This window comes from Lihuaxuella thermophila (genome assembly GCF_900110165.1).
Classification (GTDB): Bacteria; Bacillota; Bacilli; order Thermoactinomycetales; family Thermoactinomycetaceae; genus Lihuaxuella; species Lihuaxuella thermophila.
In genome coordinates, this window is record NZ_FOCQ01000016.1 from 23,273 (window position 1) to 46,319 (window position 23,047).

Genomic DNA, 23,047 nt, shown 5'->3' on the forward strand with positions numbered 1-23,047 from the left:
CACTATCCCAGGGTTGTGGCAAGCTGTCATGGACTGTATTCTTTGCAATCTCCATAAGCAGAACCAGCGAAGAAATCTTTTTTGCGACGAGTGACTCTGCCACTGCATCGGAACGGAGTCGTAAAAAAGATTTCGGAGCGTCCTTCAAACAGATCCACTTTCATTCCCGGATAATCGCTTTCTGTTCCCTATCTATTCAGTTCCAGGCTTAAGCCTTCGGGGTAAAGGAGCAGATCCAGACGGCGAATCTGTTGATCAGGCGTTAACGCCCCCGCCCATTGTTCCACGGTTTGATCCGTGCCGGGGATGATCTTGTTTCCGGCAAGCTCCGAAAGGGGAACCAATACGAAGGCCCGTTCTTTCATCCTCGGGTGGGGAATCTGTAATTCGTCCTGCTCGATCGCCCGGTCTCCGTACAAAAGGATGTCGATATCGATCGTTCGCGGGCCCCATCGTACTTCCCGCACCCGGTGAAGCTTTTGTTCAATCTGCAGAATGACGGAAAGGAGCGCGTTTGGAGTTAACGTGGTCTTCACTTCGGCCACGAGATTGTAAAAGTTGGGCTGATCCAAATATCCGACAGGAGCGGTTTCGTATACGGAGGAGAGACGGGTGACGCGGATCCCGGGAGTTTGGTTTAAGCGTTCAATCGCTTGCCGGAGTTGGGACTGACGGTCACCCAGATTGGCTCCCAGTCCGAGATAAGCAGTTACAATTCGGCTCATGATTTACGCCTCAGTATTTCCACGCCAACCGCCTTGTAATGGCCGGGGATGGGCGGATCGGGCTTGGTTACGCGAACCAGGACCTGTTCAACGGGGAATGTGGAAAGCAACCGGTCCGCGATCCGCTCCGCGAGTGTCTCCACCAATTGCACCTGCGTCTCTTCCACTTCCTTTTTCACCGCCTGGTAAACCTCCGCGTAGTTCACCGTTTGGCTCAAATCATCGTTTAAAGCGGAGGGTCGCAAGTCAAGTCCCAGTTCCAGATCGACGATAAAGCGCTGCCCCAGTTTGTTCTCTTCCGGATACGCCCCATGATATCCATAGAAATACATCTCGTTGAAAAAGATTTTATCCATCCCGGCCCCTCCTTACTTCTGTCCTCCGTACAGCATCGCATCCATCATGCGGCAGACCCTCACCATCTCTTTCACATCATGGACGCGCACGATTTTGCAGCCCTGTGCCACGCCGAATGCGACGGTGGCGGCGGTTCCCTCCACGCGCTCTTCCGGAGGGAGTCCCAGTGTTTTGCCAATCAGGGATTTTCTCGAAGTTCCCAGGAGAACCGGATAGCCAAGGTCTACGATCTGCTTCAGGTTTCGCATCACGATCAGGTTTTGCTCGTAACTCTTGGCAAAACCGATCCCCGGATCGAGGATGATGCGTTCCTCTTTGACTCCTGCTTCTGTGGCGATTTGCACTGATTGCTCGAGATCGGACAGGATGTCATCCATCAGGGAGTGGTAGTCCGCCTCTTCCCGGTTATGCATCAGGATGATGGGAACATCCAGTTCGGCCGCCACTTTCACCATGCCGGGATCCCGTTTGCCGCCCCACACATCATTCAACATGTGTGCCCCTGCCCGAACCGCCTGTCTGGCCACTTCCGCTTTATACGTGTCCACGGAGATCGGGAGATCAATTTCCTGTGCCACTTTTTCGATGACGGGAATCACCCGCTCCAATTCTTCATCCAGCGAAACGGGAGTTGCTCCCGGGCGGGTCGATTCACCCCCGATATCGAGAATATCGGCTCCGTCTTGCGCCAGTTTTCTCGCATGCTCCAAGGCCAGGTCGATGCGGTTGTAGCGTCCCCCGTCCGAAAATGAATCAGGTGTCACATTTAAAATGCCCATCACCAGTGTACGCCGCAGGAGAGGCAAACGGTAATTCCCTGCTTTGAGTACTTCTGTCTTCATTGCTTCAACTTCCTTCCCCGGAGTTCTCCCGCGCTTCGCAAACGGGTCGTGAATGTTTGATATGCTTCATAAAGGCGTTGGGTTATAACCGGATTCCGCTTGGGCTTACCCGAAAACTCATACACCGGAACCATTTCCTGCACGGAATTGGTGACAAAAATCTCGTCCGCCTGCTGCAGATCTTCCAGGGTATATCGTCCCTCTTTCACCCGAAAACCCAGGTATCCCGCCAGCTCCATCACCCAGTGTCTGGTCACTCCTGCCAGAATGCCGGACTCCAAAGATGGGGTGTGGAGAACTCCCCCGGAAACAAAAAAGAGATTGCTGACAATCCCTTCGGCCAATGCCCCGTCCGGGGTTAGCATGACTCCTTCGGTTTGCGGAAAATCTTCCACTTCCTGTCTGGCCAGCACGCTGTTGAGGTAATTGCTCGTTTTGTATTTTTCCACTCCTCCGGGAGCCTGTCTGGGAACGGATACCACCTGCAGCCGTTTGCCTTTATGAAACAATTCGCCCGGTTCAAAAGGAAGGGGGCGGATAAAGATCATCGTTGACGGCCGTTCATAGGAAGAAGCAGTTAAACCCAATCCTTCCGCGCCGCCGGTGACGGTGATGCGGACCGACGCATTCTGCAAATGATTCCGCTCTGTCAGTTCCCCGATCTGCCGTTCCCATTCCCGGGTGGTATAAGGGGGCCGGACGGACATACGTTTCAAACCTTCATTTAACCGATTCAAATGGTCATCCAGCAGAAACGGATGTCCCTCATAGAGGCGCAAGGTTTCAAACGCCCCCACCCCATACAGGAGACCGTGATCAAAGACGGAAACCACCGCCTCCTCTTCCCGGACCAGGCAACCGTTGAGCATCATGATGGCCATAGCGTCACCTCGCAAAACGCTGTTCGCACCGGACATGTTCAGAAAAGCATTTGCAAATAATTGTCCTGCTGTTACAATCGCGGATCGCACCCAGGGTTTCCACAGGAGTCTGCTCACTGCAGACCCATCCCCTTGTATAGGGACGACGGGTTGGAGTGAACAGCAAAAACCAAGCAGCAGATCTTGCCTGTCCTGGTAACTAAACCTGTTAACCGTGGAACCCAGGGGAGCTTGGTCAACTTCCTGACAGACGGATGACCCGGGAATCCCCTGCATGGACACATGGGGAGTGATTAAGCGTAGGTGTTGATAAAATTAGCGAGTAATTGCTTGCCGTGTTCACTCATAATGGATTCCGGGTGAAATTGAACTCCCTCGATCGGAAGCGTCCGGTGGCGGATGGCCATGATCTCCCCTTCGGCCGTCTCCGCACTGATCATGAAGCATGCCGGGAGCGACTCTCTTTCAACGATCAGGGAATGGTAACGCGTGGCCGTAAACGGAGAAGGAATGCCGCCAAAGATCGACCGGCCATCATGGTAGACGGGTGAGGTTTTTCCGTGCATCAAACGCTCGGCCCGGACTACATTCCCGCCAAATGCCCGGGCAATGGTCTGATGTCCCAGGCAGACCCCCAGCATGGGGATCTTTCCGGCAAAATGATCGACCACGGACAGGCATATGCCCGCGTCATCCGGTGTCCCGGGGCCCGGGGAAATCACGAGATATTCCGGGCGCATCCTTTCTATCTCCTCGATGGTCATCTCATCGTTTCGCGCTACTGTGAGTTGTTCACCCAATTCGCCCAAATACTGGACCAGGTTGTACGTAAAAGAATCGTAGTTGTCGATCATCAAGATCATGATCTCTTCTCCCCTCTTCTCGCCTTATCTACACTCTGCTAACTTCATTATTTTAACATATGAAATGGCAATCTTCATCATCAAGAAAAGCTACCCTTAAGATAAGGATAGCTTTCCGGAGCGTTGATTATCCAATTGACCGATTAGTTCTGTTCAAACTGAAAGAGCGGAGTGGTCAGGTATCTTTCACCGTTACTCGGCGATACAGCGAGCACTTTTTTGCCTTCTCCCAGACGGCGGGCCACTTTCATGGCAGCAGCGACAGCAGCCCCTGTCGAGATTCCGCCCAGAATTCCTTCCTCGCGCGCCAGACGACGGGCCCATTCAAAGGCTTCCTCGTTTTCCACGGTCAACACTTCATCATAGACTTCGGTATTCAAAATGTCCGGAACAAATCCGGCTCCAATTCCCTGGATTTTATGCGGTCCGGGGTTTCCTCCGGATAAAACGGGAGAAGCAGCCGGTTCAACGGCAACGATGTGAACATGCGGGTATTTTTCCTTCAGAACGGTTCCTACACCAGTAATCGTACCGCCTGTACCGATGCCCGACACGAACGCATCCAGGTCACCGCCCATTTGTTCAACCACTTCCACAGCGGTGGTTTCCAGGTGGACTTTCACGTTATCCGGGTTCTTAAACTGTTGGGGAAGGAAGTAATCCGGATTTTGGCGGGCGATTTCTTCCGCTTTGGCGATGGCTCCCTTCATTCCTTCCGCACCCGGAGTCAATACCAGCTCCGCTCCGTAAGCCCGGAGCAAATTGCGACGTTCCATGCTCATCGTATCCGGCATGACCAAAATCGCGCGGTAGCCTTTTGCAGCCGCTACCATGGCTAAGCCGATCCCTGTGTTTCCGCTGGTGGGTTCCAAAATGGTGGCCCCGGGCTTCAGTTCCCCCCGCTTCTCAGCTTCCTCAATCATGGAGAGTGCGATCCGGTCCTTAACACTGCCGCCCGGGTTGAACCATTCCAATTTCAAATAAACATCCGCATCCGCTTTCCCGACGATGCGATTCAGTTTCACTATTGGAGTTTGACCGATTAGTTCAAGGATATTGTTGGCTACGCGCATTCTAATGTCCTCCTATTCCGAGTAACAATGTAGGATTTATTGACTTAATCTTAACAATGAAGAAAAGGAATTGTCAATCAATTTTCTTTAAAAATGGGCTTGTATTTGCGCGCTTGCCATCAGGCATGGCCGAGCTCTGCGATCATTTCCTCAAGCCGGGAACGGTCAAATACATATTTTTCATTGCAGAAATGGCAAAGAACCTCCGCCTGGTTCTGCTCCTCCAGGATGGAGCGCAGTTCATCACTGCCCAAACTCTTTAGCATCGCTTCCGTTCTCTCTCTGGAACATTTGCACGCAAAGGTGACCGGTTGGCGTTCCAGAATCCGGGTGTCTTCCCCCATCAGGTGGATCAGCAAATCTTCCGGTGTTCCTCCGCCATGGAAAAAATCGGTGACGGAAGCGAGTGTGGAGATTTTTTGTTCCAAGCGGCTGATTGTTTCCTCCGTGGCACCGGGCATCACCTGTATCAAATACCCCCCTGCAGCGAGGATCTGATCCCGGTTCACCAGTACCCCGAGACCTACCGAAGATGGGATCTGTTCCGATGCCGTAAAATAATACGTGAAATCTTCCGCCAGTTCCCCGGAGATAATGGGAGAAGTTCCCCGGTAAGGCTCCTTTAACCCCAAATCCTTGAGAATATAGATGGATCCTTTTCCGACAGCAGCCGCCACGTCCAATTTCCCCGCTTGGTTTAACGGAAGCAGAACCGCGGGGTTGTCTACATAACCCCGGACTTCTCCTTTTCCATTCGCGTCCACCATCATCCTGCCAAGCGGACCGTCACCTTCAACCTGAATGGTCACCTGGTCTTTCTCCGCTTTTAACATACACCCCATAATCGCGCCCATCGTTGCAGTCCGCCCTAAAGCGGCACTGGCGACAGGCAGCGTCTGGTGTCTTCTCTGCAATTCTTGAACCAACTCTTTGGTCAGGGCCGCAAAGCCTCTCACTTCTCCATCCGGGGAGATCGCGCGAACCGTGTAATCACTCATCCTGTTTTTTCCTCCTTACAACAACATACATGAAACAACGCTTCTCTTTTCATCATTCCCTCATACAAAAAGGAAACTCCTTCATGATAGGAATTTCCTTTTGGTGGGATCGCGGGTTTAAAACAAATCCACTTTCATTTCCGGTTTGTGTCATGATCGTTTTCCGTGAAAGTATGCTGAGTAGTAAGCGTGTTTCTTTGATTGTGCTTCCGGGGCGGTCGGCCGTGTTGGTCTCCGTGCTCTTGAGGCCGGCGAAGAAGTAAATACTGGCCGCTCCGGCCCTTTCGCTACGGACGCGGGTCAAACTCGCTGCCGCTCAAACACGTGACCCGCTTCCTCCCTCCGCTCGGGGCCTCCGCTGGGTACGGTCTCAAAGGCACTTCGCCCAATCACGGCCTCCCTGCAAGTTTTTGCCTTACGTCTCTAGGTTGTATCAAGTCAGTCCCTTTTCTTAGCAAGATCGACACGAATGAGCGGAGGAAATTGTTTTCCGGCGGAGCGACTCTGCCACTGCATCGGAGCGAAGACGGAAAACAATTTCCGCAGCGGGCTCTCATCCACGGTTGTATCAAACTGTCATGGTCTGCATTCTTTGCAAACTCCAAAAGCAGAACCAGCGGAGAAATCTTTTTTGCGACGAGTGACTCTGCCACTGCATCAAAACGGAGTCGTAAAAAAGATTTCGGAGCGCCTTCAAACAGACCCGCCTTCATTCCTGGTTTAGGTTCAACATTCATGTCCGTTTTGTGAACATGTGCTGCTTAAAATTATTTCTGTGATTGTGACAAAGCTGCCATGACCGATTTCGATTCTACCTTTGGTTGCGCTCGTAGATGATTTTCAAACCTTCCAGGGTGAGCAGAGGGTTTACTTCATCGATGGTCACGGCGTCCTTGCAAATCAGTTGCGCCAATCCCCCTGTCGCCACTACTTTGGGCCGTTTGGACAACATCTTTTTCATGCGGGTAACGATGCCGTCCACCACTCCGACATAGCCATAATAAATGCCGGCTTGCACCGCTTCGACCGTGTTTCTGCCCACAACGCTTCCCGGTTTTACAATCTCCACGCGGGTCAGTTTAGCGGTCCGCTGGTAGAGCGCTTCGGCAGAAATATTTACCCCCGGAGTAATCGCCCCGCCGATATAATTGGCCTCTTCATCAATAAAACAGAAGGTGGTCGCCGTACCGAAGTCGACAATGATGACGGGAGCTCCATACAGTTCAATGGCGGCAACGGCATTGGCGATCCGGTCGGCTCCCACCTCACGCGGGTTGTCGTACTTGATGTTTAAGCCTGTTTTGACGCCCGGACCCAGAACCAGCGGTGTTTGGTCCAAATACTTTTCGCTCAATTTTCTGAGTGCAAACGTCAGCGGAGGAACGACCGAAGAAATGATGACCCCTTTAATGTCACTCAGTTCAATTCCAACATGGAACAACAGATTTTTTAAAATCATTCCGTACTCATCTTCAGTTGCGTTGCGGTCGGTCTGCAAACGCCAATGATAGATCAATTCGTCCTTTTTATATAAACCCAACACGATGTTGGTGTTCCCAACATCCATCACCAAGAGAAGCTTTTGTTCCTGATTCATGACGGTCCCACCTGCTTTTTACGAATGGTCAAATCCATGATAGCAACCAGGATGAAAGAGTACAAGCAGGAAAACATTTTTAGCCGTACTTTTCAGGCTTATCCATCGGAGATAGCTTAACTCCCAATTCCCCAACGCATACTTTCAACAGAAAAAAACCGGGCATCGGATCATACGATCCAAACCCGGGCTGATGGCATGTTTATTGAATCGGTTTATCTTCATCTTCTTTTTTGGGATCTTCCTTCGTATAATCACTCGGAGAATACGAATCCTGTTTCCGTCCGGCATCCGGATCGTTCCCGGCACCGTTGATAAATTTCGCCTCATCTTTCCCGTCAGGAGTGTGGGATTGTTCCGTTCTCGCTTTTTCTTCTTTCCCCTGAATATTGACTTTCACATCGTCCGGGTTATCGGCGATTTTACCGGTTTCCAGCAGCTGCTTGATTTGATCTTCGTCCAGCGTTTCGCGTACCAGAAGCGTTTGCGCCAGGAGTTCTAGCTTATCGCGGTGCTGCAGGAGCAGGTTTTTCGCGCGGTTGTAGCAACTGCGGATCAGCTCCTGCATCTCCATATCAATTTCATACGCGATTTTGTCGCTGTAATTTTGCTCAAGACCTAAATCACGCCCAAGGAACACTTGGCCTTGCGGGCGACCGTACTGCATGGTGCCCAATTTATCGCTCATCCCGTATTCGGTAATCATCGCGCGAACAATACTGGTCGCTCTTTCAAAATCGTTGCTTGCGCCTGTGCTCACTTCACCAAAGACGATCTCCTCTGCCACGCGCCCGCCTAAGAGACCTGTTACGCGATCCAACAGTTCGCCCTTGGTAGCGAGGTAACGGTCTTCCCTCGGCAACATCATCGCGTAGCCGCCCGCTTGACCGCGGGGAACGATGGTCACCTTGTGCACGACATCCGCATTTTCCACGTAATAACCGCAAATGACGTGACCGGCTTCATGGTAAGCCACGATTTTGCGTTCTTTCTCGCTGATGACGCGGCTTTTCTTCGCCGGACCGGCAATGACGCGGTCAATCGCTTCATCGATCTCTTCCATGGTGATTTTTTTCTTATTGCCGCGAGCTGCCAGGAGGGCTGCTTCGTTGAGCAGGTTTTCCAGGTCGGCTCCGGAAAAACCGGTCGTCCTCTGGGCAATCACGCTCAGCTTGACATTATCCGCGAGCGGTTTGTTGCGCGCATGCACTTTGAGCACAGCTTCGCGCCCTTTGACATCGGGACGGTTTACCAAAATCTGACGGTCAAATCGTCCGGGACGCAACAGGGCAGGATCCAGAATATCCGGCCGGTTGGTCGCCGCCATAATGATGATTCCGGCATTGGCATCAAAACCGTCCATCTCCACGAGCAATTGGTTCAACGTTTGCTCCCGCTCATCATGACCTCCGCCAAGACCCGCTCCCCGCTGACGTCCTACCGCGTCAATCTCATCGATAAAAATGATACAGGGGGCATTTTTCTTGGCTTGCTCAAACAGGTCACGCACGCGGGACGCACCAACACCGACAAACATCTCAACAAAATCCGAACCGCTGATCGAAAAGAACGGTACTTTCGCTTCACCGGCGACCGCCCGGGCGAGCAGGGTTTTACCTGTCCCCGGCGGACCCACCAGCAGAACCCCTTTGGGAACACGCGCTCCCATTGCCGTATACCGGCGGTTGTCTTTCAAGAAATCAACGATTTCGACCAGCTCTGCCTTCTCTTCATCCGCCCCGGCCACATCCTCAAACGTAACCCGCTTTTTCTCTTCATTATAGAGCTTCGCTTTGCTCTTCCCGAAATTCATCACCCGGCTGCCGCCACCCTGGGCTTGGTTGAGCAAGAAAAAGAAAAGAAGGAGGATGATGACAAAGGGAATGATCGATGTAAAAAAGGTCAGCCAGACGGAATCGCCTTTGGCTTTTTCAACAGTGATTTTTACACCGGCTTTTTCCAGGTCCTGAGTCACACCGGGTACATCCGGCGCACGCGTCACAAACGCTTTTCCCTCAGCTTTGATCTTACCTTCAATATGGTATGTACCGGCTTCAGGCTGAATGGTAATATTATCCAGCTCTTTATTCAGAAGTTTTTGCCTGTATTGATCATAGCTTAAAGGTACCGTATCTGTTGTCGGGTTTGCGATCATATTCACAACCCCGATGGTTACAAGGATCAGGATAATATATAGTACTCCGTTCCTGAGGAAGAAGTTTTTCATCCCTGGCCTCCTCTCAGTCCACTTTTTTCATTGTATCACAGTCAATGTTTGCCCCACAATAGACCAAACTATGAACTGTAAACCTCTTCCTTTAGCACTCCGATATAGGGGAGGTTTCTATACTTTTCGGCGTAATCCAGTCCATACCCTACCACAAATTCATCCGGAATCTCAAACCCGCAGTAATCCGGCTTTAAGTCAACGGTGCGGCGAGCCGGTTTATCGAGCAAAGTGGCCACCTTGACGGATGCTGCTTTTCTGCCCTTCAACATGGCGATCAGATAGCTGAGAGTAAGTCCCGAATCGATAATATCTTCGACGACAAGTACGTGCCGGCCTTCAACGGATGCCTCCAAATCCTTCAGAATCCGGACCACACCCGATGATTTTGTGGAGCTGCCGTAGCTGGACACCGCCATAAAATCCACTTCAACCGGAATCTCCATTTTGCGGATGAGATCGGCCATAAACGGAACGGCTCCCTTTAACACACAGATGCACAATGGATTCAGGTCTTTATAATCCCGGGAAATCATCTGACCCAGTTCAGTCACTTTTTCGGCGATTTCCGCTTCGGAAATCAGGATCTCCTTCATATCTTGATGCATTGGAATCCTCCTATAAGGCTCGTTGATCCGATGCTGAACGGAACTCGGGCGGCGGGCCAATCAGGAAAACGCGTCTTCTTCCTCCCCGTCATGCCACAGCATATAGAGGAACTGTTTCGTGCGCGGGGTGATCATGGCCAACTTTGACCGCCTGATTCCCGGAACCCACAAAATATGTTCCCCTGCAGTCACAATGGGGTATGAGTCCCGGACTTGTCTCGGTATCTTTGCTTCTATGAACAAGTCTTTTAACTTTTTGGTTCCGGCCATCCCAAAGCAGGTCATCCGGTCGCCCTGCTTCCGGGAACGAACCATGACGGGTTCATCAATTTGGCACGCGTCAAAAACCGCAAAATCACGGCAAGGCTTTATGGAATCAAGCGGCGCACCGGACACGATTACTTCTATTTTACCCATAAAACCGGGCAGGGAAGTCATGCCGGGAACAGAAAGAGGGATCGGTGCAATAGGTTGATTCTCTTGTGACCCGATTTCCTTCAGCGTAAGGGTGAGCAGATGGTATTGGCGCTCTGCCTTCACCCCGCCGGGCAAATCGACTTCCGCCGAAGGGTTGGGGTGCGCTGCAACTTGTCTTACCTGTTCGATGGATGTAAGCGTCGCCTCATTGGTTCCCTGTTTCAAAAGACAACTTAATATTAGTTTAACTATCCTTCTTTGTAAAGCGACAGAGAAGTGAAGAAAACTTGAAAGATCAAGCGTGAAAGAGGTTGTTGACTCCTGTTTCACCACACGCCGGCAGGCTTCTGTGACCATCTCCTCCCATACTTTTTCTTCTTCACGGATGATTTCGCTTAACTGTAATATGGCCTCTTTCACCCGTGGATTATAAGTGGAGAGTAGCGGAAGCAATTCTAAGCGCACCCGGTTGCGGGTATAGGCAGGCGAAAGATTGCTCTTGTCCAATCGCGGGTTTAATCCCTGCTCCCCGCAGTAACTTTCGATCATTTCGCGGGAAATGGAAAGGAGCGGCCGGATCAGGTCGATACCGTGCCATCTTCTGATCTTTTCCATTCCTCTCAGGCCTCCGACGCCTGTTCCCCGGATGATGCGCATCAAGATGGTTTCCACCTGGTCATCTGCGTGGTGGGCCAGAGCCAGCTTATCTGCTCTCCAGCTTTCCGCGGCTTTTCGGAACGCCCTGTAGCGTAATTTTCTGGCAATCGCCTGTTTGTTCCCTCCTTCTCTTCTTAAAACGCTATTTACGTCCACCGTTTCGATCCGGCAGGGAATTTGCCATTTTTCACAACACTCTTTGACAAAGCGGGCATCTTCCTCACTCTCTTTTCCCCGCAGACCGTGATTGACATGAATGACAAAAAGGCTCCACCCGTACTCGGAACCCAGAGAGCGGAGCCCGTGCAATAAGGCGAGCGAATCCGGTCCTCCCGATACGCCGACGAGAACCTTCTCCCCCCGCCTGATCATTTGGTGTTGTTCGATCTCTTTCTTGAGCTGATCGAGAAACACTGATGTCCTTCCCTTCAAAAAATCAAGACATATCCTTGTTCTGCATACATCTTATTCCTTTTAGACTCAAGAAGCAAACCGTTTTTTCACACGATCGCTTCGGAACGCTCTAAACGGCTGACTCCGGGCAAGCGAATCGTCGACCATTCAGGCACATGACGTTCCACTTTGGAGACAACCACCGTCATATCGTCCTCAATTTGGCCGCCATGATCGCGAACCACTCTTTCCAGGAGGCAGTCAGCAAAATCTTGCGGATCTTTGGTATCAATTTCCGCAATCATCCGGCTCATATAAGCCTCCTTATTTGCCGCATGGCGGGGGGCATCATAGATGCCGTCCGTAACCATGATGATCAGATCCCCGGGTTCAAGCTTCATCTCGACAGGCTCAATTTCTATTTCATTCAGAATGCCGATGGGCGGGTTGGAAGCCGACAACATGATCACTTCTTTTCCGCGCTTAATAAAGCCGGGAGTGGAGCCGATTTTCATAAACCTGCCCTGTGCCGTATTCAGATCGACCATCGCCAGATCAATGGTGGCAAATATCTCATCCGTGGAGCGCAGGCTGAGAATGGAGTTGACCATATCCACGGCACGATCTTCATCCATGCCCGCGTGCAACAGTCGCCTGAGCAGCTTCAGGGCGGCACTGCTCTCTTCCTGCGCCCTCAGCCCGTTCCCCATCCCATCGCTCAGGGCAACCGCATATTTGCCCGTACCCAGATTCATGTAACAATAGCTGTCTCCCGAAACAAATCCCCCACCTTTGGCTGCGGTGGCCGCGCCCGTCTTCAGCTCGTACCGTTGTGCCGAGCCAAGGGTGATCACCGCTCCGGGCGACCCGTCCTTCACCACTTTGCGGTAAACGGAGATCGGTTCTCCCAAGATTTCCGTCAGCATCGGCGCCACCAGCTTTTTGCATTCGTCCAATGCGTCCCGATGAGGCATCACCACTTCAATTTCTACTTTCCCTTCCTCCAGATTGATGATGTCCACCCGGCCAATGGTCAGACCCAGTTCTTCCAACGCCTCATGAATTTGCTCCTCCTGGGCGGACAATACTTGGGTTTCATGACGGATTTCGCGGGCCAACTTCGCCATCACTTCGGCCATGCCTGCCAATTGATCCGAAACGAGCCGGCGAGACTCTTTCATTTTTTCCATCCAGAAGATGCTCTGCTCATAAGAAGTGTACTGTTCCTGGATCGTGCGAAGCACTTTTTCTCCCCGAATGCAGTGGCTTTCCCAGGAAGGGGGAACGGCGACAGCGGAGGTCGTTCCCTCTGTTTCCACCAGAGCCATCAGGTCGGTCATCCCCTGGTAGGTTTTCATCACATTTTCTTCCCAGCAATGTTGATACCTCGCACAGCCGATGCAACTCCGGTTCATCACTTCGGAAACAAACAGATGGATTTGGCTTTCATCTTCCCTCCTTTTTTTGACGGAATCTTCTCTAAAGCTGAAGGCCAGCTCCTGAAACAGCTCCATAAAGTGTTCCACTTTCGCGGCGGTTACATCCCGGAGGCGCCGGATGTAATCCTGGTGGGCAGTCTGATTTTCCAGTGTTCCGGGAACAAACCGGCTGACGGCCTTAAAGATCCGATCCGGTGTCATCATAAAGAAAAGAATGGCGATCAAAGATTCTTGGAGTGACATCCACATCGCCGGCGTTCCTCCGTCGTAGAGGGTGAGGATCGCCGAACCCAGCATGAATCCAATGGCGACACCCAGACGGCGCCCTTCTTTAAACAGGCCGGCAAGGAGTCCGGCAAAAGCCAGCAAGCTGATCTGAAGCATGGCTTTGGTGTCGGACAAGCTCAAGATCAACCCGGTTACCACCCCCATGGAGGATCCCAGCATGGCTCCCCCGACCAGTGCGAGTGTCAATATGAGATAACGGGAAAAGATATGAACCACAGATAAATCCCCAATCTTCCAATCCATCATCCCGGTCATGACGGAGCCGATGAGAATAACCAGGCAGACGACTTCTTCATGCCTTAATGAAATACGCCTTTTCTTGACCGTAAAAATGGGCAGCGAATGAACAAAGATAAAAGTGAGAATAAAACTGAGCAACACGTCCACACCGGCTAAAAGTCCCTTGTACTGGGGCCAGCCTTCGGTCCACAAGTAAATCAGGTGGCCCGCGGCGCTGCTGCTCCCTACGACAAAAGGGGCGTAATTGATCTGTCCTTTCCCGGTCCAGCTTACCACCTTTTGAATGACCATAAAGAGGGCAAGAAATCCCGAAATTTTTGCCGCATGCATCAGATCCAACGTAGCGGCGCCGGCGATTAAAGAGGAGAACACCAACGGCCACTGTTTTCTCGCCAGATAGAAGATGACAGCCAGATAAGCGACCGCAAACGGGGAGACGGAATCGAGAATCGTCGCCCTGCCGAGCAGGAAGGCGAACACCAACACGGGAACATTCCACATCCGGCTCAGGCGGTTCAGAAAACGTTTTTGACGCTTTCCATCCCATCCCGTCCACTTTCCGATCGGACGAATGAACACCTGTTTCATTTTTTGAGCACTGATTTGCATGAATACCCACCCCTCTACGGTTTTGTGCCACCCATTATAGCGGGGCGGAAACGGAAAGTTTGTCAGAATGGCTGAAACAGCAAAAAAAATTTCCGACAGATTTTTAAGATCCGTTTTCTTCCAATGAAGATGATCAAAGCAAAGCCTTCCGATCCGGGTGAAGGGCAAACAAATAAGCCCCCTGTTTCGATTTGGGGGCTAGAATAAACCGTCTGTATTTGTCGCATTTCATCGGAAACCAAACGGACTCGACAAAACTTCTGAATACAAGTCATTTCACGCGCAGTTTTCCTGTTGCCTCGGCTGGTCCTGTCGGAAGCTCTGAAGAAATCCATCAAAATCTTATTTTTTGGGAAGATGGTCGGGGAGCGGGTACATTTTGGCCTCTTGAATAAACGACGGAATCAGCTTGCGTTCCGTTTGCAGGCGGATCATCTGGTCCAGCGTGCGAAGGGCGTGTACGAGTTGCCTTCGCTTCAGCTGTCCCTTTTCAACAGCATCGGCAAACTCATCCACATCGATCAGATGATACCTTCCGTCCGGATAAATAATCAGATCCAGCAAGAGGTCCACCATGACATAGCGCAAGCGCCCAATCTGATGCATATCCATGACATCGCAGTAGTAGTAGAGGAATTCCCCGGTCCGGCCAAATACCTTGGAGATCGTGTACCCTTTCCGGACAAAGTAATAAGTTAGAAAAATCCTCTTTCCATCGGGGTTTGCATACTGGGTAGCGAAGCAGTGTCGTCCACGCCAATCCCGTACCAATTCGGTATAGGTTTTATTTATTGTTGTAAATTTAATTTTTTTGATGACGACATTCACACAACCACTCCCACATTCCCCGGTAACTTGGCAGTGCGGACCGATTCCTCAGAGGAAATCCATAAAAAAAAGGCGATTATCCGCTCTCCCGTTGAGAGCTTTCATTCGCCTTCTCCTCTCTGAAGTTTGGTAGCGGCGGAGGGCCTCGAACCCCCGACCTTACGGGTATGAACCGTACGCTCTAGCCAGCTGAGCTACGCCGCCACAAATGTTTGGTTGCGGGGGCAGGACTTGAACCTGCGACCTTCGGGTTATGAGCCCGACGAGCTACCAACTGCTCCACCCCGCGTCATTTCTTATTTGCATCGCTGCGAACAAATTCTATTATATATACCGTCCGCAGCGATGTCAAGGTTAAAATAAAAATTTTTTATCGGGAAATTCCCCGTGATGGATAGAGGAGATATTTCTCGCGCAAATCCTTGAATTTATTCAGTTCTCGCGACCATTCCCGGACGATTTCCGCTGCCGGAATCCCCTGGTCAATCCGTTTCCGCACTTGATCGGTTCCGGTTAATTTATCCATCCAGTACGGTTCCCGGGATTCCCGCCATGCGAACTGAGCAGGATACAGTTTTTTTGTTTTTTCAATGATCATAAGTCCTGTCAGGATCGGATCGAACGCATCCGGATCTTCCACATGCACCTGGATTCCGCCCACCGCTTGATCTTTGTATTTGGAGAAGGTGGGAGTGAAATAGGCTTCACGAAAGGAGACTCCGGGAAGACCGGCTTTGTTCAATTCTTCCGCCAGCTTCCACCCCTCGATGTAAGGAGCTCCGATCAGTTCGAACGGCCGAGTCGTTCCCCTGCCCTCCGACAAGTTGGTCGCTTCAATCAAACCCGTTCCCGGGTACACCATGGCGGTATCCGGTGTCGGCATATTGGGGGAAGGCAAAACCCAGGGTAAACCGGTTTCCGAAAACCGCTGGTGGCGAACCCAGCCTTTCATCTTGATGACTTGCAGTTCGGCTTTCTTTTTGCCCATTTTCGGGAAAAACTCTTCATTAAACATTGTTGCCAATTCGCCGGCAGTCATTCCATGTCTCAGGGGAATCGGAAAGAGACCTACAAACGAACTGAATTTTTCATCCAGCACAGGTCCTTCAACCTTCTCACCGCCAATGGGGTTGGGGCGGTCCAGGACGATGAAGGGCCTGTCCGCGACGGCCGCCGCTTCCATGGCATAAGCCATCGTATAGATATATGTATAGAAGCGGGTTCCCACATCTTGAATATCAAAAACGAGGACATCTACGTCTTGAAAAAGAGGAACCATGTCAGCCGGCTTTTTGCCATAGAGATTGACGAGAGGCAAGCCGGTTTTGGGGTCGATCAGCGTGCCGGGAATATCCCCAGCCTGCTCGGTTCCCCTCACCCCGTGTTCGGGGCCGAAAACTTTCGTCACACGGATTCCCCGCTCCAACATCGCGTCCAGCGCATGTTGATACTCGCGGGTGATTCCCGTCGGATTGGTGATCAATCCAACCCGTTTCCCCTTCAGCAGATCCGGGTTATCCAGAAGCACTTCCAAACCGGTCACCACGCCTCTTTTTTTCGGTTGAGGACGTTCGGTTTTGCCGCTTACAAAATGATAGCCGGCCAAACAACTAAAAGCAATCAGAAAAGAAAGGGTTATAACCATCCACGGTTTTCGCTTCACGCCGACTGTCCCCCTTGTATTTTCGGGTGTACATTTCCCTTGTTGGTTCAGGATTCCCCATTAACTACATTCGGTCCTCCGCTCCATATTCCTGCAAAAAAGGAGACCCCTGGTCTGTGAAGAGGAAGAAGGCGGACTTTTTTCTGTAAGTGTAACAGTCCGACTGAACGGAGAAGTTTGTTTTCCAGTGAAGCGACTTTCTCATGCATCGAAGCGGGGTCGGAAAGCGATTTTCGAGCGGGGCAAAAAAATCCACTTTTATTCCCGTGGTGTTCAGCAGCCGGAATCGATTTTTTTCTGTGGAAGTGTGCAGTTTTAAGAGTGTTTCTGTGGTTGTGCTTCCGGGGCGGTCGGCCATGTTGGTCTCCGTGCTCTTGAGGCCGGCGAAGAAGGTAAAACTGGCCGCTCCGGTCCCCCACTACGGGCGCGGATCAAACTCGCTGTCGCTCAAACAGGTGATCCGCTTCCTCCCTCCGTTCGGGACCTCCGCTGGATTCGGCCTCAAAGGCACTTCGTCCAATCACGGCCTCCCTGCACGATTTTGCATCTCATCCCTTGATTATATCAACCAGTCAGATGTTTTCTGTGCAAGATTGACACGAATGAGCGGAGGAATTTGTTTTCCGGCGGAGCGACTCTGCCACGCATCGGAGCGAAGACGGAAAACATTTTCCGGAGCGGGCTTTCATCCCAGAGGTTGAGTCAAGCTATCATGGACTGTATTCTTTACAAACTCCATGAGCAGAACCAGCGGAGAAATCTTTTTTGCGACGAGTGACTCTGCCACTGCATCGGAACGGAGTCGCAAAAAGATTTCGGAGCGTGATTAAAACAGATCCACATTCATCTCCAGGTTGTGCAAAAAGACATGCATGTTTAGTGTGAAAGTCATACGCTCCGGTGACTCAGGGCCTAATTTCATAAATCTCTTCACCCGGTTTGCTGTAGCCCAGTTTATGAGCAAGTTCAAGGAGATAATCTTCATTTCCCAGCTTTTTAATTTCATCTTTGAGCGTCTGGGTTTCCGCTTGCACAGCCTGCAATTCTTTCTTTTTGGCCGCCAACTGTTCTTCTTTTTCCCAGATCCGTCCCTGCTGGATGATCAACTCTATGAGTGACCAGCTGATGATCACAATCATGGTTCCCAGCCAAATCAATCGGCGGCGGCGAACAGCGGGATGAAGTTTGTGCCTGGTTTGACGCGCTTTCTTTTCCGTTTCCGAAGAACGGTGAGGATTCCCGGTATGGCTAAAAGCGAGAATATTGTCCATAGGACGACGGGAAGGCATGTTTTTTCACCCTTTTCTCTTTTTCTTTGTCCACCATGTCTTCATTTTTCCATAAATCCGCTGAATCTTTGCGAAATAAGGGCTGAAGAAATTTCTGAGCGGGCGTGTCATCCATTCAAGCGGGGTCAAGACTTTGAGGGCAACTTTCCCTAAAACGAGCAGCAATCTCCAGAGGACATGGAGCACCTTCTTCAAGAGCAGCCACAGGTAAACGAGGGGAACCCAGATGAGCGTATGCAGGGCTAACACCAACCAGCGTAAGACCTGTTCAATCCATTGGACGAGACAGCGAATGCAGCGGCTCACCGGCCTGCTCAGCCAACTCAAATAGAGAAACAACCCCATACATACTGCGACAAAGATGTAGAAGCGGAGTTCTCCCCAGTTACTCCACATGAGCAAGCTGAAAACGAGAGCCGCCGAAACCGTCCAATAGAGAAAGTCAACGAGTGAAACCGTCCAGCCTCTCAGGCGAAAGCGCGCTTTTAATACACGATAGGTATCCAGAATCACCCCGATCATGACTCCTGAGCTGAGCATAACGGCCATGGTCATCCATTGCGTATGAAAAGTCACTTAAATAACCTGCCCAACAAACTCTTGGTTTTTTCCCCCCGGGGCATGTGGACATCCAGATAACTGATGTCCATCAGTTGACCTTCAATGGAGACACGTCCCTGTTCTAAGTCCAGGTTTTTTATATGTAAGTCCTGTCCGCGGATTCCTAGATACCCGTATTCGGTTTGGAGCAAAAACTCTTCACTGTCAAAGCTCTCCACACTGACCACTCCGGTCACTTCCATGGTGTTCCGGTTGGTCATCACAATCTCATGCTGACTCATTTCCTCGACCACAGCATGTACCTCCTCTCTTGGTACATGATATGGACAAAGGTCAGAAATTAGAACTTAAGGACTCGTTCTCCTCTTCCTGCACTTGTTCCTCTTTCAAAATGGTAAACAGGCTGGCCGCTTCTTCTTTTTTCACCGATTCCTGAAGTTTTTCGATGCGTGCAGTCACTTGTTTATGGCCAAAGCGGATGGTCAGTTCATCACCGACCCCAACATCGGTCCCCGCTTTCGCCACTTTGCCGTTGACCATCACTCTTCCCTGATCACAAATTTCTTTCGCCAGCGTACGGCGTTTCACCAGCCTCGACAATTTCAAAAACTTGTCCAGCCTCATGATTTCCTCCTTTCCTCCTTTTGTCAGTCCAGGTAAACATTCTGGATGTCCGCTGAAAATCCTGCCTTCATCCAATAAGGCTGACAAAGGAATCTGTTTGTCGGGTCACTCGGCCAGTTTGGCTTCGTTCCACCAGGCATCCATCTGTTCCATGGACAATTCCTCCAATGGCTTCCCATGGGCTTTCGCTTGTTTTTCTATATAACGGAAACGGCGGTCAAACTTGCGACAGGCGCCCAAGAGAGCCAGCTCCGGGTGGATGCCCATGAAGCGGGCAAGCGATCCCAGGACGAACAACAGATCTCCAAATTCTTCTTCCCGCTCTTCCGGCGTTTCGGCTTCAAACAGCTCCTTTAACTCCTCGTGCACTTTCTCCAGCACGTCTTCTTTGGTCTCCCAGTCAAAACCCGCTTTGGCCGCTTTCTTCTGCTGTTCATACGATTTGAGCAGCGCCGGCAAATGTTCCGGAATCCGATCCAACAACGATTGTTCTTCTTGCCCGCCCCGCTCCTCTTTTTTGATCTCTTCCCATTTCCGTTTGACATCGTCAGCCGTTTCTGCTGTCTGCCCGCCGAACACATGGGGATGCCGCCGAATCATCTTGTCCGAAAGACGATGGATCACTTCGTAAATATCAAAGGTCCCTCTCTCTTTGGCGATTTGCGCGTGCAACATTACCTGCAGCAATACGTCTCCCAGCTCGTCAGCCATCGCCTCTTCATCTTGGTCGGCGACCGCATCCAAAAACTCGTAAGCTTCCTCAATTAAATACGGTCGCAGGCTCTCATGGGTTTGTTTTCGATCCCAGGGGCAACCCTCCGGACTCCGCAGATGTTCGATCACTTGAGCGAGAAAATCAAAGCGCCGGTATAAGGCTGTCTCACTTTGGACAGGGGGGACGTAAACGGAGGTCAGATCGGTAAAATGATCCGCCCGGTCCAATTGAAAGAGCGGAACAGTCTCGATTCTTTCCAGTCCTTTCACGCCAAGAGCCGTTGCAATCCGGACCGGGTGGTCATCCGGATAAACCTCCATCAGAGACAGTTTGACGTCGGAGGCGATGAAACGGTCATACACTTGCCCCACCAACAGATGGATGCGCGGGTCGATCCGCGAAGGATGCAGGTCATTCCCGTCGGCCAGCTGGAATCCTTCGATCGGGTCAATTCCCAGCCGCGCAAAGGCTGCATCAAGAAAACTGCCGCCTCCCCGAACTTCGACTTCGATTCCCCGTCCGGGCCCTTCATTCCGAAGGATTTGCACGGCTTTTTCCGCCACCATCGGATGGCCCGGAACCGCATACACCACCGGGGAAGAGTGTTCGGCCATGGACAGCAGCCGATCCGCGATTTCGCGGTACACCGAAGGAAAATCGTCATGCGCTTCGTAGACAGAGTCAAAGGTCTGAAAGTGAATTCCTTTTTGTTTGAGCCAGCGGACGACGGGATGCTTTTCCGTCCGGAGCCAAACATGTTTACTCTCCTCAAAAAGCATGAGGGTTCCCAAAGGCAAGGCCTGTTCATCCCCGAACCCGAGTCCGGCCACAATGATTTTTCCTCTCATGTGTTTCCCACCTCTACGAGCGTAGTAAACGCCATTTATCCAAAATCGGCAACAATTTCTTCTTCAACTTCGGCACTTTTTCCAGGTCGGAACGGCTGAGGAGTCCGAAGCGGAAAAGAGACCGGAAATAAACCAAGGCACCCGTCACCACGGACACCAATGAAGTGACCGCCATGGCCAGCCGGTATGGCAACAAATCGGATACGGCCATCTGAACGGCTGTCATCATGAGAAAAGTAACCATAGCCATCCATCCGGCTGCCAACAACGATTTTCCGGCGATTCTTCCATTGTCCTTTGAGTATGCCAGCAGCGATCGCAACGCATGTAAATTGAGCAGGGTTGCGACTGCATAAGCGGCAACGGTACTGACGGCTGCCCCCCGGATGTCCCACACGGGAATCAACCACAGGTTGAGCAGCAACTTAACCGCTACGCCGATGAATAAGTTTCTTGCCGGCAGATAAACCTTTCCCAACCCTTGCAAAATGCCGGAGGAGGTAATGCCGAGGGTGGAAAAAACGGTGGTCATGGCGAGAATAGCCAGGGCATCCGAACCTGCGGCGTCTTCAAACAACATCACATTGGCCGGGACAGCGATGACCGCCAGGCCAAGAGAGGCGGGCAGCCCGAACATCCAGGTCAAACGCAGGGCGAGTGAAGCACGTTCACCTGCTTCCCGAAAATTCTTTTGCGTTTCGGCGATCGCGGGAACGATGGACAAAGAGATGGCGGTAGCGAAGAAGGAAGCAAACTGAATCAGTGGCTGCCCCCGGTCGTAAATTCCTTTGGCCTCAATCGCCGCGTCGTTCGTCCATCCGTTCCAAACGAGCAGATTGCCCACGGTAAACGAATCGACCAATGAATAGAGAGGAAGGACCAAGGACCCGATGCAGATCGGAAGCGATAAGGCAAGGATGCCGGCAATCATTTGGCGGGTCGGCTCCCGTTCCGTCTGCCGGAAGGCGGTTCGTCCGGCCAGCGGCTGATTTTTCCTCAGGTAGATGAGCAAGACGATCAAAGAAGCGACCGCTCCCGTAAAAGCGCCGAAAACCGCTCCGGCTCCGGCATAGACAATCCCGTAACCCATCTCGATAAAATAGAAGGACAAGGCCAAAATCGTGGTTACGCGGACCGTCTGCTCGATCACTTGTGAAACGGCAGTCGGCACCATATTTTGATGCCCTTGAAAATAACCCCGCAAAGCTGCTGTAAACGGAACGATCAATAAAGCAAAAGAAACCGTTTGAATCGGCAATGTGAGCAATGGACGGCTGCCCATCCACTCGGCCACTTGTCCCGCACCGAAGAACAGCAGCAAAAAGAACAGACAACCGGTAGCAAAAAGAGTGACCGACGCCACCCGAAAAATTCTTTTCGCGCCATCCGCATCCCCTTCCGCCAACTTTTCCGAGACCAATTTGGACACAGCGGTCGGGAAACCGGCAGTTGCCAGGATTAAGAGAGCACTATATAAAGGATATACTTGCTGGTAAACATACATCCCTTCATTGCCGGTAATATTTTGATAAGGAATCCGATAAGCGGCTCCCAGGATCTTGGAAAGCAATGCGGCCAGTCCCAGGATTGCCGCGCCTTTGACAAAGGACTGCCTAACCTGAGCCATGGTCTTCTCCTTTCAACACCACATTGCCTTCCATTATACTAGAGGATTGGACGCGCGAAAAGAAAAAGCAGGTGCTTCACCTGCTTCCTTTATTGCTCCATTTGTTTGCCGAGAAATGAGGCTGCTGTGCTGGCAAGCTTCGTCTCTGTCTCGCCCATTTTGACTCCTTCATTTTTGGATAGAACGATCACTGCCCCAATCGGATCCCCTCCGGCGATAATCGGAACAACCACATACGATTGATATTCCTCAGGGGCTCCCTTAATGATTTCCGCTGTGCCCGGAGCTGTTTCGACAAGAGTTCGCCGCCCGTCCATACAATTTTCAACCAGTTCACCGATCGGCTTATCCAAATATTCCTTTTTTGAGGCTCCCGCAACCGCAATCACTCCATCCCGGTCACAAATTAACGTGATGTGTTGCAGGTTCTCATAAAGCGCTTCTGCATATTCTTGGGCAAAATCCCCTAACTCGCCGATAGGCGAATACTTTTTTAAGATGACTTCTCCATCGCGATCGACGAAGATCTCTAGCGGATCTCCCTCCCGGATGCGAAGCGTCCGGCGAATTTCTTTTGGTATTACCACACGTCCGAGATCGTCGATCCGACGCACAATGCCGGTTGCTTTCATACAGAGTACTGCCTCGCTTTCGTAAAAAATTTTCTATCAGGCCCAA

Annotated in this window: 22 protein-coding genes and 2 tRNA genes; 1 reads left to right on the forward strand and 23 read right to left on the reverse strand. The window is 51.4% G+C overall.

Annotated elements, in window-relative coordinates:
- Positions 1 to 188: 188 nt before the first annotated feature.
- The 16 genes from folK to BMW55_RS15960 all read right to left on the reverse strand — a co-directional run bounded on the left by folK (position 189) and on the right by BMW55_RS15960 (position 16,705).
- The gene (folK, locus tag BMW55_RS15875; protein ID WP_089971888.1) at positions 189 to 716 is read right to left on the reverse strand and encodes a 2-amino-4-hydroxy-6-hydroxymethyldihydropteridine diphosphokinase; all 528 of its coding nucleotides are present in this window, start codon (positions 714 to 716) and stop codon (positions 189 to 191) included.
- Between the two features lie 5 nt (positions 717 to 721).
- Positions 722 to 1,081: a dihydroneopterin aldolase gene (folB, locus tag BMW55_RS15880; RefSeq protein ID WP_089971704.1), complete on the reverse strand. Its 360-nt coding sequence runs from the start codon at positions 1,079 to 1,081 to the stop codon at positions 722 to 724.
- Positions 1,082 to 1,093: 12 nt separating this feature from the next.
- Entirely contained in the window at positions 1,094 to 1,924 is an 831-nt protein-coding gene (folP, locus tag BMW55_RS15885; protein ID WP_089971707.1) for a dihydropteroate synthase, read from the reverse strand.
- Positions 1,921 to 2,922, reverse strand: coding sequence for an aminotransferase class IV (locus BMW55_RS15890; RefSeq protein WP_170839977.1), 1,002 nt, complete (start codon positions 2,920 to 2,922; stop codon positions 1,921 to 1,923). Before BMW55_RS15890 ends, folP begins: the two co-directional genes overlap by 4 nt.
- A gap of 176 nt (positions 2,923 to 3,098) precedes the next feature.
- Complete coding sequence (pabA, locus tag BMW55_RS15895; protein WP_089971715.1) at positions 3,099 to 3,668, reverse strand: aminodeoxychorismate/anthranilate synthase component II; 570 nt, start codon at positions 3,666 to 3,668, stop codon at positions 3,099 to 3,101.
- Positions 3,669 to 3,811: 143 nt separating this feature from the next.
- Complete coding sequence (gene cysK / locus BMW55_RS15900; protein WP_089971719.1) at positions 3,812 to 4,741, reverse strand: cysteine synthase A; 930 nt, start codon at positions 4,739 to 4,741, stop codon at positions 3,812 to 3,814.
- Positions 4,742 to 4,860: 119 nt separating this feature from the next.
- The gene (gene hslO / locus BMW55_RS15905; RefSeq protein WP_089971721.1) at positions 4,861 to 5,739 is read right to left on the reverse strand and encodes an Hsp33 family molecular chaperone HslO; all 879 of its coding nucleotides are present in this window, start codon (positions 5,737 to 5,739) and stop codon (positions 4,861 to 4,863) included.
- An 811-nt stretch (positions 5,740 to 6,550) separates the two neighbouring features.
- The gene (locus BMW55_RS15920; protein WP_089971732.1) at positions 6,551 to 7,336 is read right to left on the reverse strand and encodes a type III pantothenate kinase; all 786 of its coding nucleotides are present in this window, start codon (positions 7,334 to 7,336) and stop codon (positions 6,551 to 6,553) included.
- Between the two features lie 202 nt (positions 7,337 to 7,538).
- Positions 7,539 to 9,563 (reverse strand): ATP-dependent zinc metalloprotease FtsH, encoded by a 2,025-nt coding sequence (gene ftsH / locus BMW55_RS15925; RefSeq protein WP_089971735.1) that lies wholly within the window; start codon positions 9,561 to 9,563, stop codon positions 7,539 to 7,541.
- 68 nt (positions 9,564 to 9,631) lie between these two features.
- Positions 9,632 to 10,171: a hypoxanthine phosphoribosyltransferase gene (hpt, locus tag BMW55_RS15930; RefSeq protein ID WP_089971737.1), complete on the reverse strand. Its 540-nt coding sequence runs from the start codon at positions 10,169 to 10,171 to the stop codon at positions 9,632 to 9,634.
- A gap of 60 nt (positions 10,172 to 10,231) precedes the next feature.
- Complete coding sequence (tilS, locus tag BMW55_RS15935) at positions 10,232 to 11,659, reverse strand: tRNA lysidine(34) synthetase TilS (protein ID WP_089971740.1); 1,428 nt, start codon at positions 11,657 to 11,659, stop codon at positions 10,232 to 10,234.
- A gap of 86 nt (positions 11,660 to 11,745) precedes the next feature.
- Positions 11,746 to 14,214: a stage II sporulation protein E gene (spoIIE, locus tag BMW55_RS15940; RefSeq protein WP_139179522.1), complete on the reverse strand. Its 2,469-nt coding sequence runs from the start codon at positions 14,212 to 14,214 to the stop codon at positions 11,746 to 11,748.
- Between the two features lie 342 nt (positions 14,215 to 14,556).
- On the reverse strand, positions 14,557 to 15,042 hold the full coding sequence (locus tag BMW55_RS15945; RefSeq protein WP_170839978.1) for a ribonuclease FAU-1 family protein: 486 nt from the start codon (positions 15,040 to 15,042) through the stop codon (positions 14,557 to 14,559).
- Between the two features lie 127 nt (positions 15,043 to 15,169).
- Positions 15,170 to 15,246, reverse strand: a tRNA-Met gene (locus BMW55_RS15950).
- 9 nt (positions 15,247 to 15,255) lie between these two features.
- A tRNA-Met gene (locus tag BMW55_RS15955) sits at positions 15,256 to 15,331 on the reverse strand.
- 81 nt (positions 15,332 to 15,412) lie between these two features.
- A complete protein-coding gene (locus BMW55_RS15960) occupies positions 15,413 to 16,705 on the reverse strand; it encodes an exo-beta-N-acetylmuramidase NamZ family protein (RefSeq protein WP_244527599.1) in 1,293 nt (430 codons plus the stop codon).
- 329 nt (positions 16,706 to 17,034) lie between these two features.
- Here BMW55_RS15960 and BMW55_RS15970 point away from each other — a divergent pair, with 329 nt between their 5' ends.
- Positions 17,035 to 17,406 carry a hypothetical protein gene (locus BMW55_RS15970; RefSeq protein ID WP_139179523.1) on the forward strand — a complete coding sequence of 124 codons (372 nt, stop codon included), beginning with the start codon at positions 17,035 to 17,037 and terminating at the stop codon, positions 17,404 to 17,406.
- Positions 17,407 to 17,610: 204 nt separating this feature from the next.
- Here the strand turns inward: BMW55_RS15970 and BMW55_RS15975 are convergent, their stop codons facing one another.
- The 7 genes from BMW55_RS15975 to spoVT form a co-directional block, all read right to left on the reverse strand.
- The gene (locus BMW55_RS15975) at positions 17,611 to 17,994 is read right to left on the reverse strand and encodes an FtsB family cell division protein (RefSeq protein WP_089971761.1); all 384 of its coding nucleotides are present in this window, start codon (positions 17,992 to 17,994) and stop codon (positions 17,611 to 17,613) included.
- A gap of 6 nt (positions 17,995 to 18,000) precedes the next feature.
- Positions 18,001 to 18,570, reverse strand: a complete 570-nt coding sequence (gene yabQ / locus BMW55_RS15980) for a spore cortex biosynthesis protein YabQ (RefSeq protein WP_089971765.1) — start codon at positions 18,568 to 18,570, stop codon at positions 18,001 to 18,003.
- Complete coding sequence (gene yabP / locus BMW55_RS15985; RefSeq protein WP_089971894.1) at positions 18,567 to 18,836, reverse strand: sporulation protein YabP; 270 nt, start codon at positions 18,834 to 18,836, stop codon at positions 18,567 to 18,569. The genes yabQ and yabP overlap by 4 nt, the downstream gene beginning before the upstream one ends.
- Before the next feature lie 52 nt (positions 18,837 to 18,888).
- Positions 18,889 to 19,179, reverse strand: a complete 291-nt coding sequence (locus BMW55_RS15990) for an RNA-binding S4 domain-containing protein (RefSeq protein ID WP_089971769.1) — start codon at positions 19,177 to 19,179, stop codon at positions 18,889 to 18,891.
- 105 nt (positions 19,180 to 19,284) lie between these two features.
- The gene (gene yabN, locus BMW55_RS15995; protein WP_089971772.1) at positions 19,285 to 20,742 is read right to left on the reverse strand and encodes a bifunctional methyltransferase/pyrophosphohydrolase YabN; all 1,458 of its coding nucleotides are present in this window, start codon (positions 20,740 to 20,742) and stop codon (positions 19,285 to 19,287) included.
- 13 nt (positions 20,743 to 20,755) lie between these two features.
- On the reverse strand, positions 20,756 to 22,369 hold the full coding sequence (locus tag BMW55_RS16000; RefSeq protein WP_089971776.1) for a putative polysaccharide biosynthesis protein: 1,614 nt from the start codon (positions 22,367 to 22,369) through the stop codon (positions 20,756 to 20,758).
- A gap of 89 nt (positions 22,370 to 22,458) precedes the next feature.
- Complete coding sequence (gene spoVT / locus BMW55_RS16005) at positions 22,459 to 23,001, reverse strand: stage V sporulation protein T (protein ID WP_089971781.1); 543 nt, start codon at positions 22,999 to 23,001, stop codon at positions 22,459 to 22,461.
- Between the last annotated feature and the right edge of the window lie 46 nt (positions 23,002 to 23,047).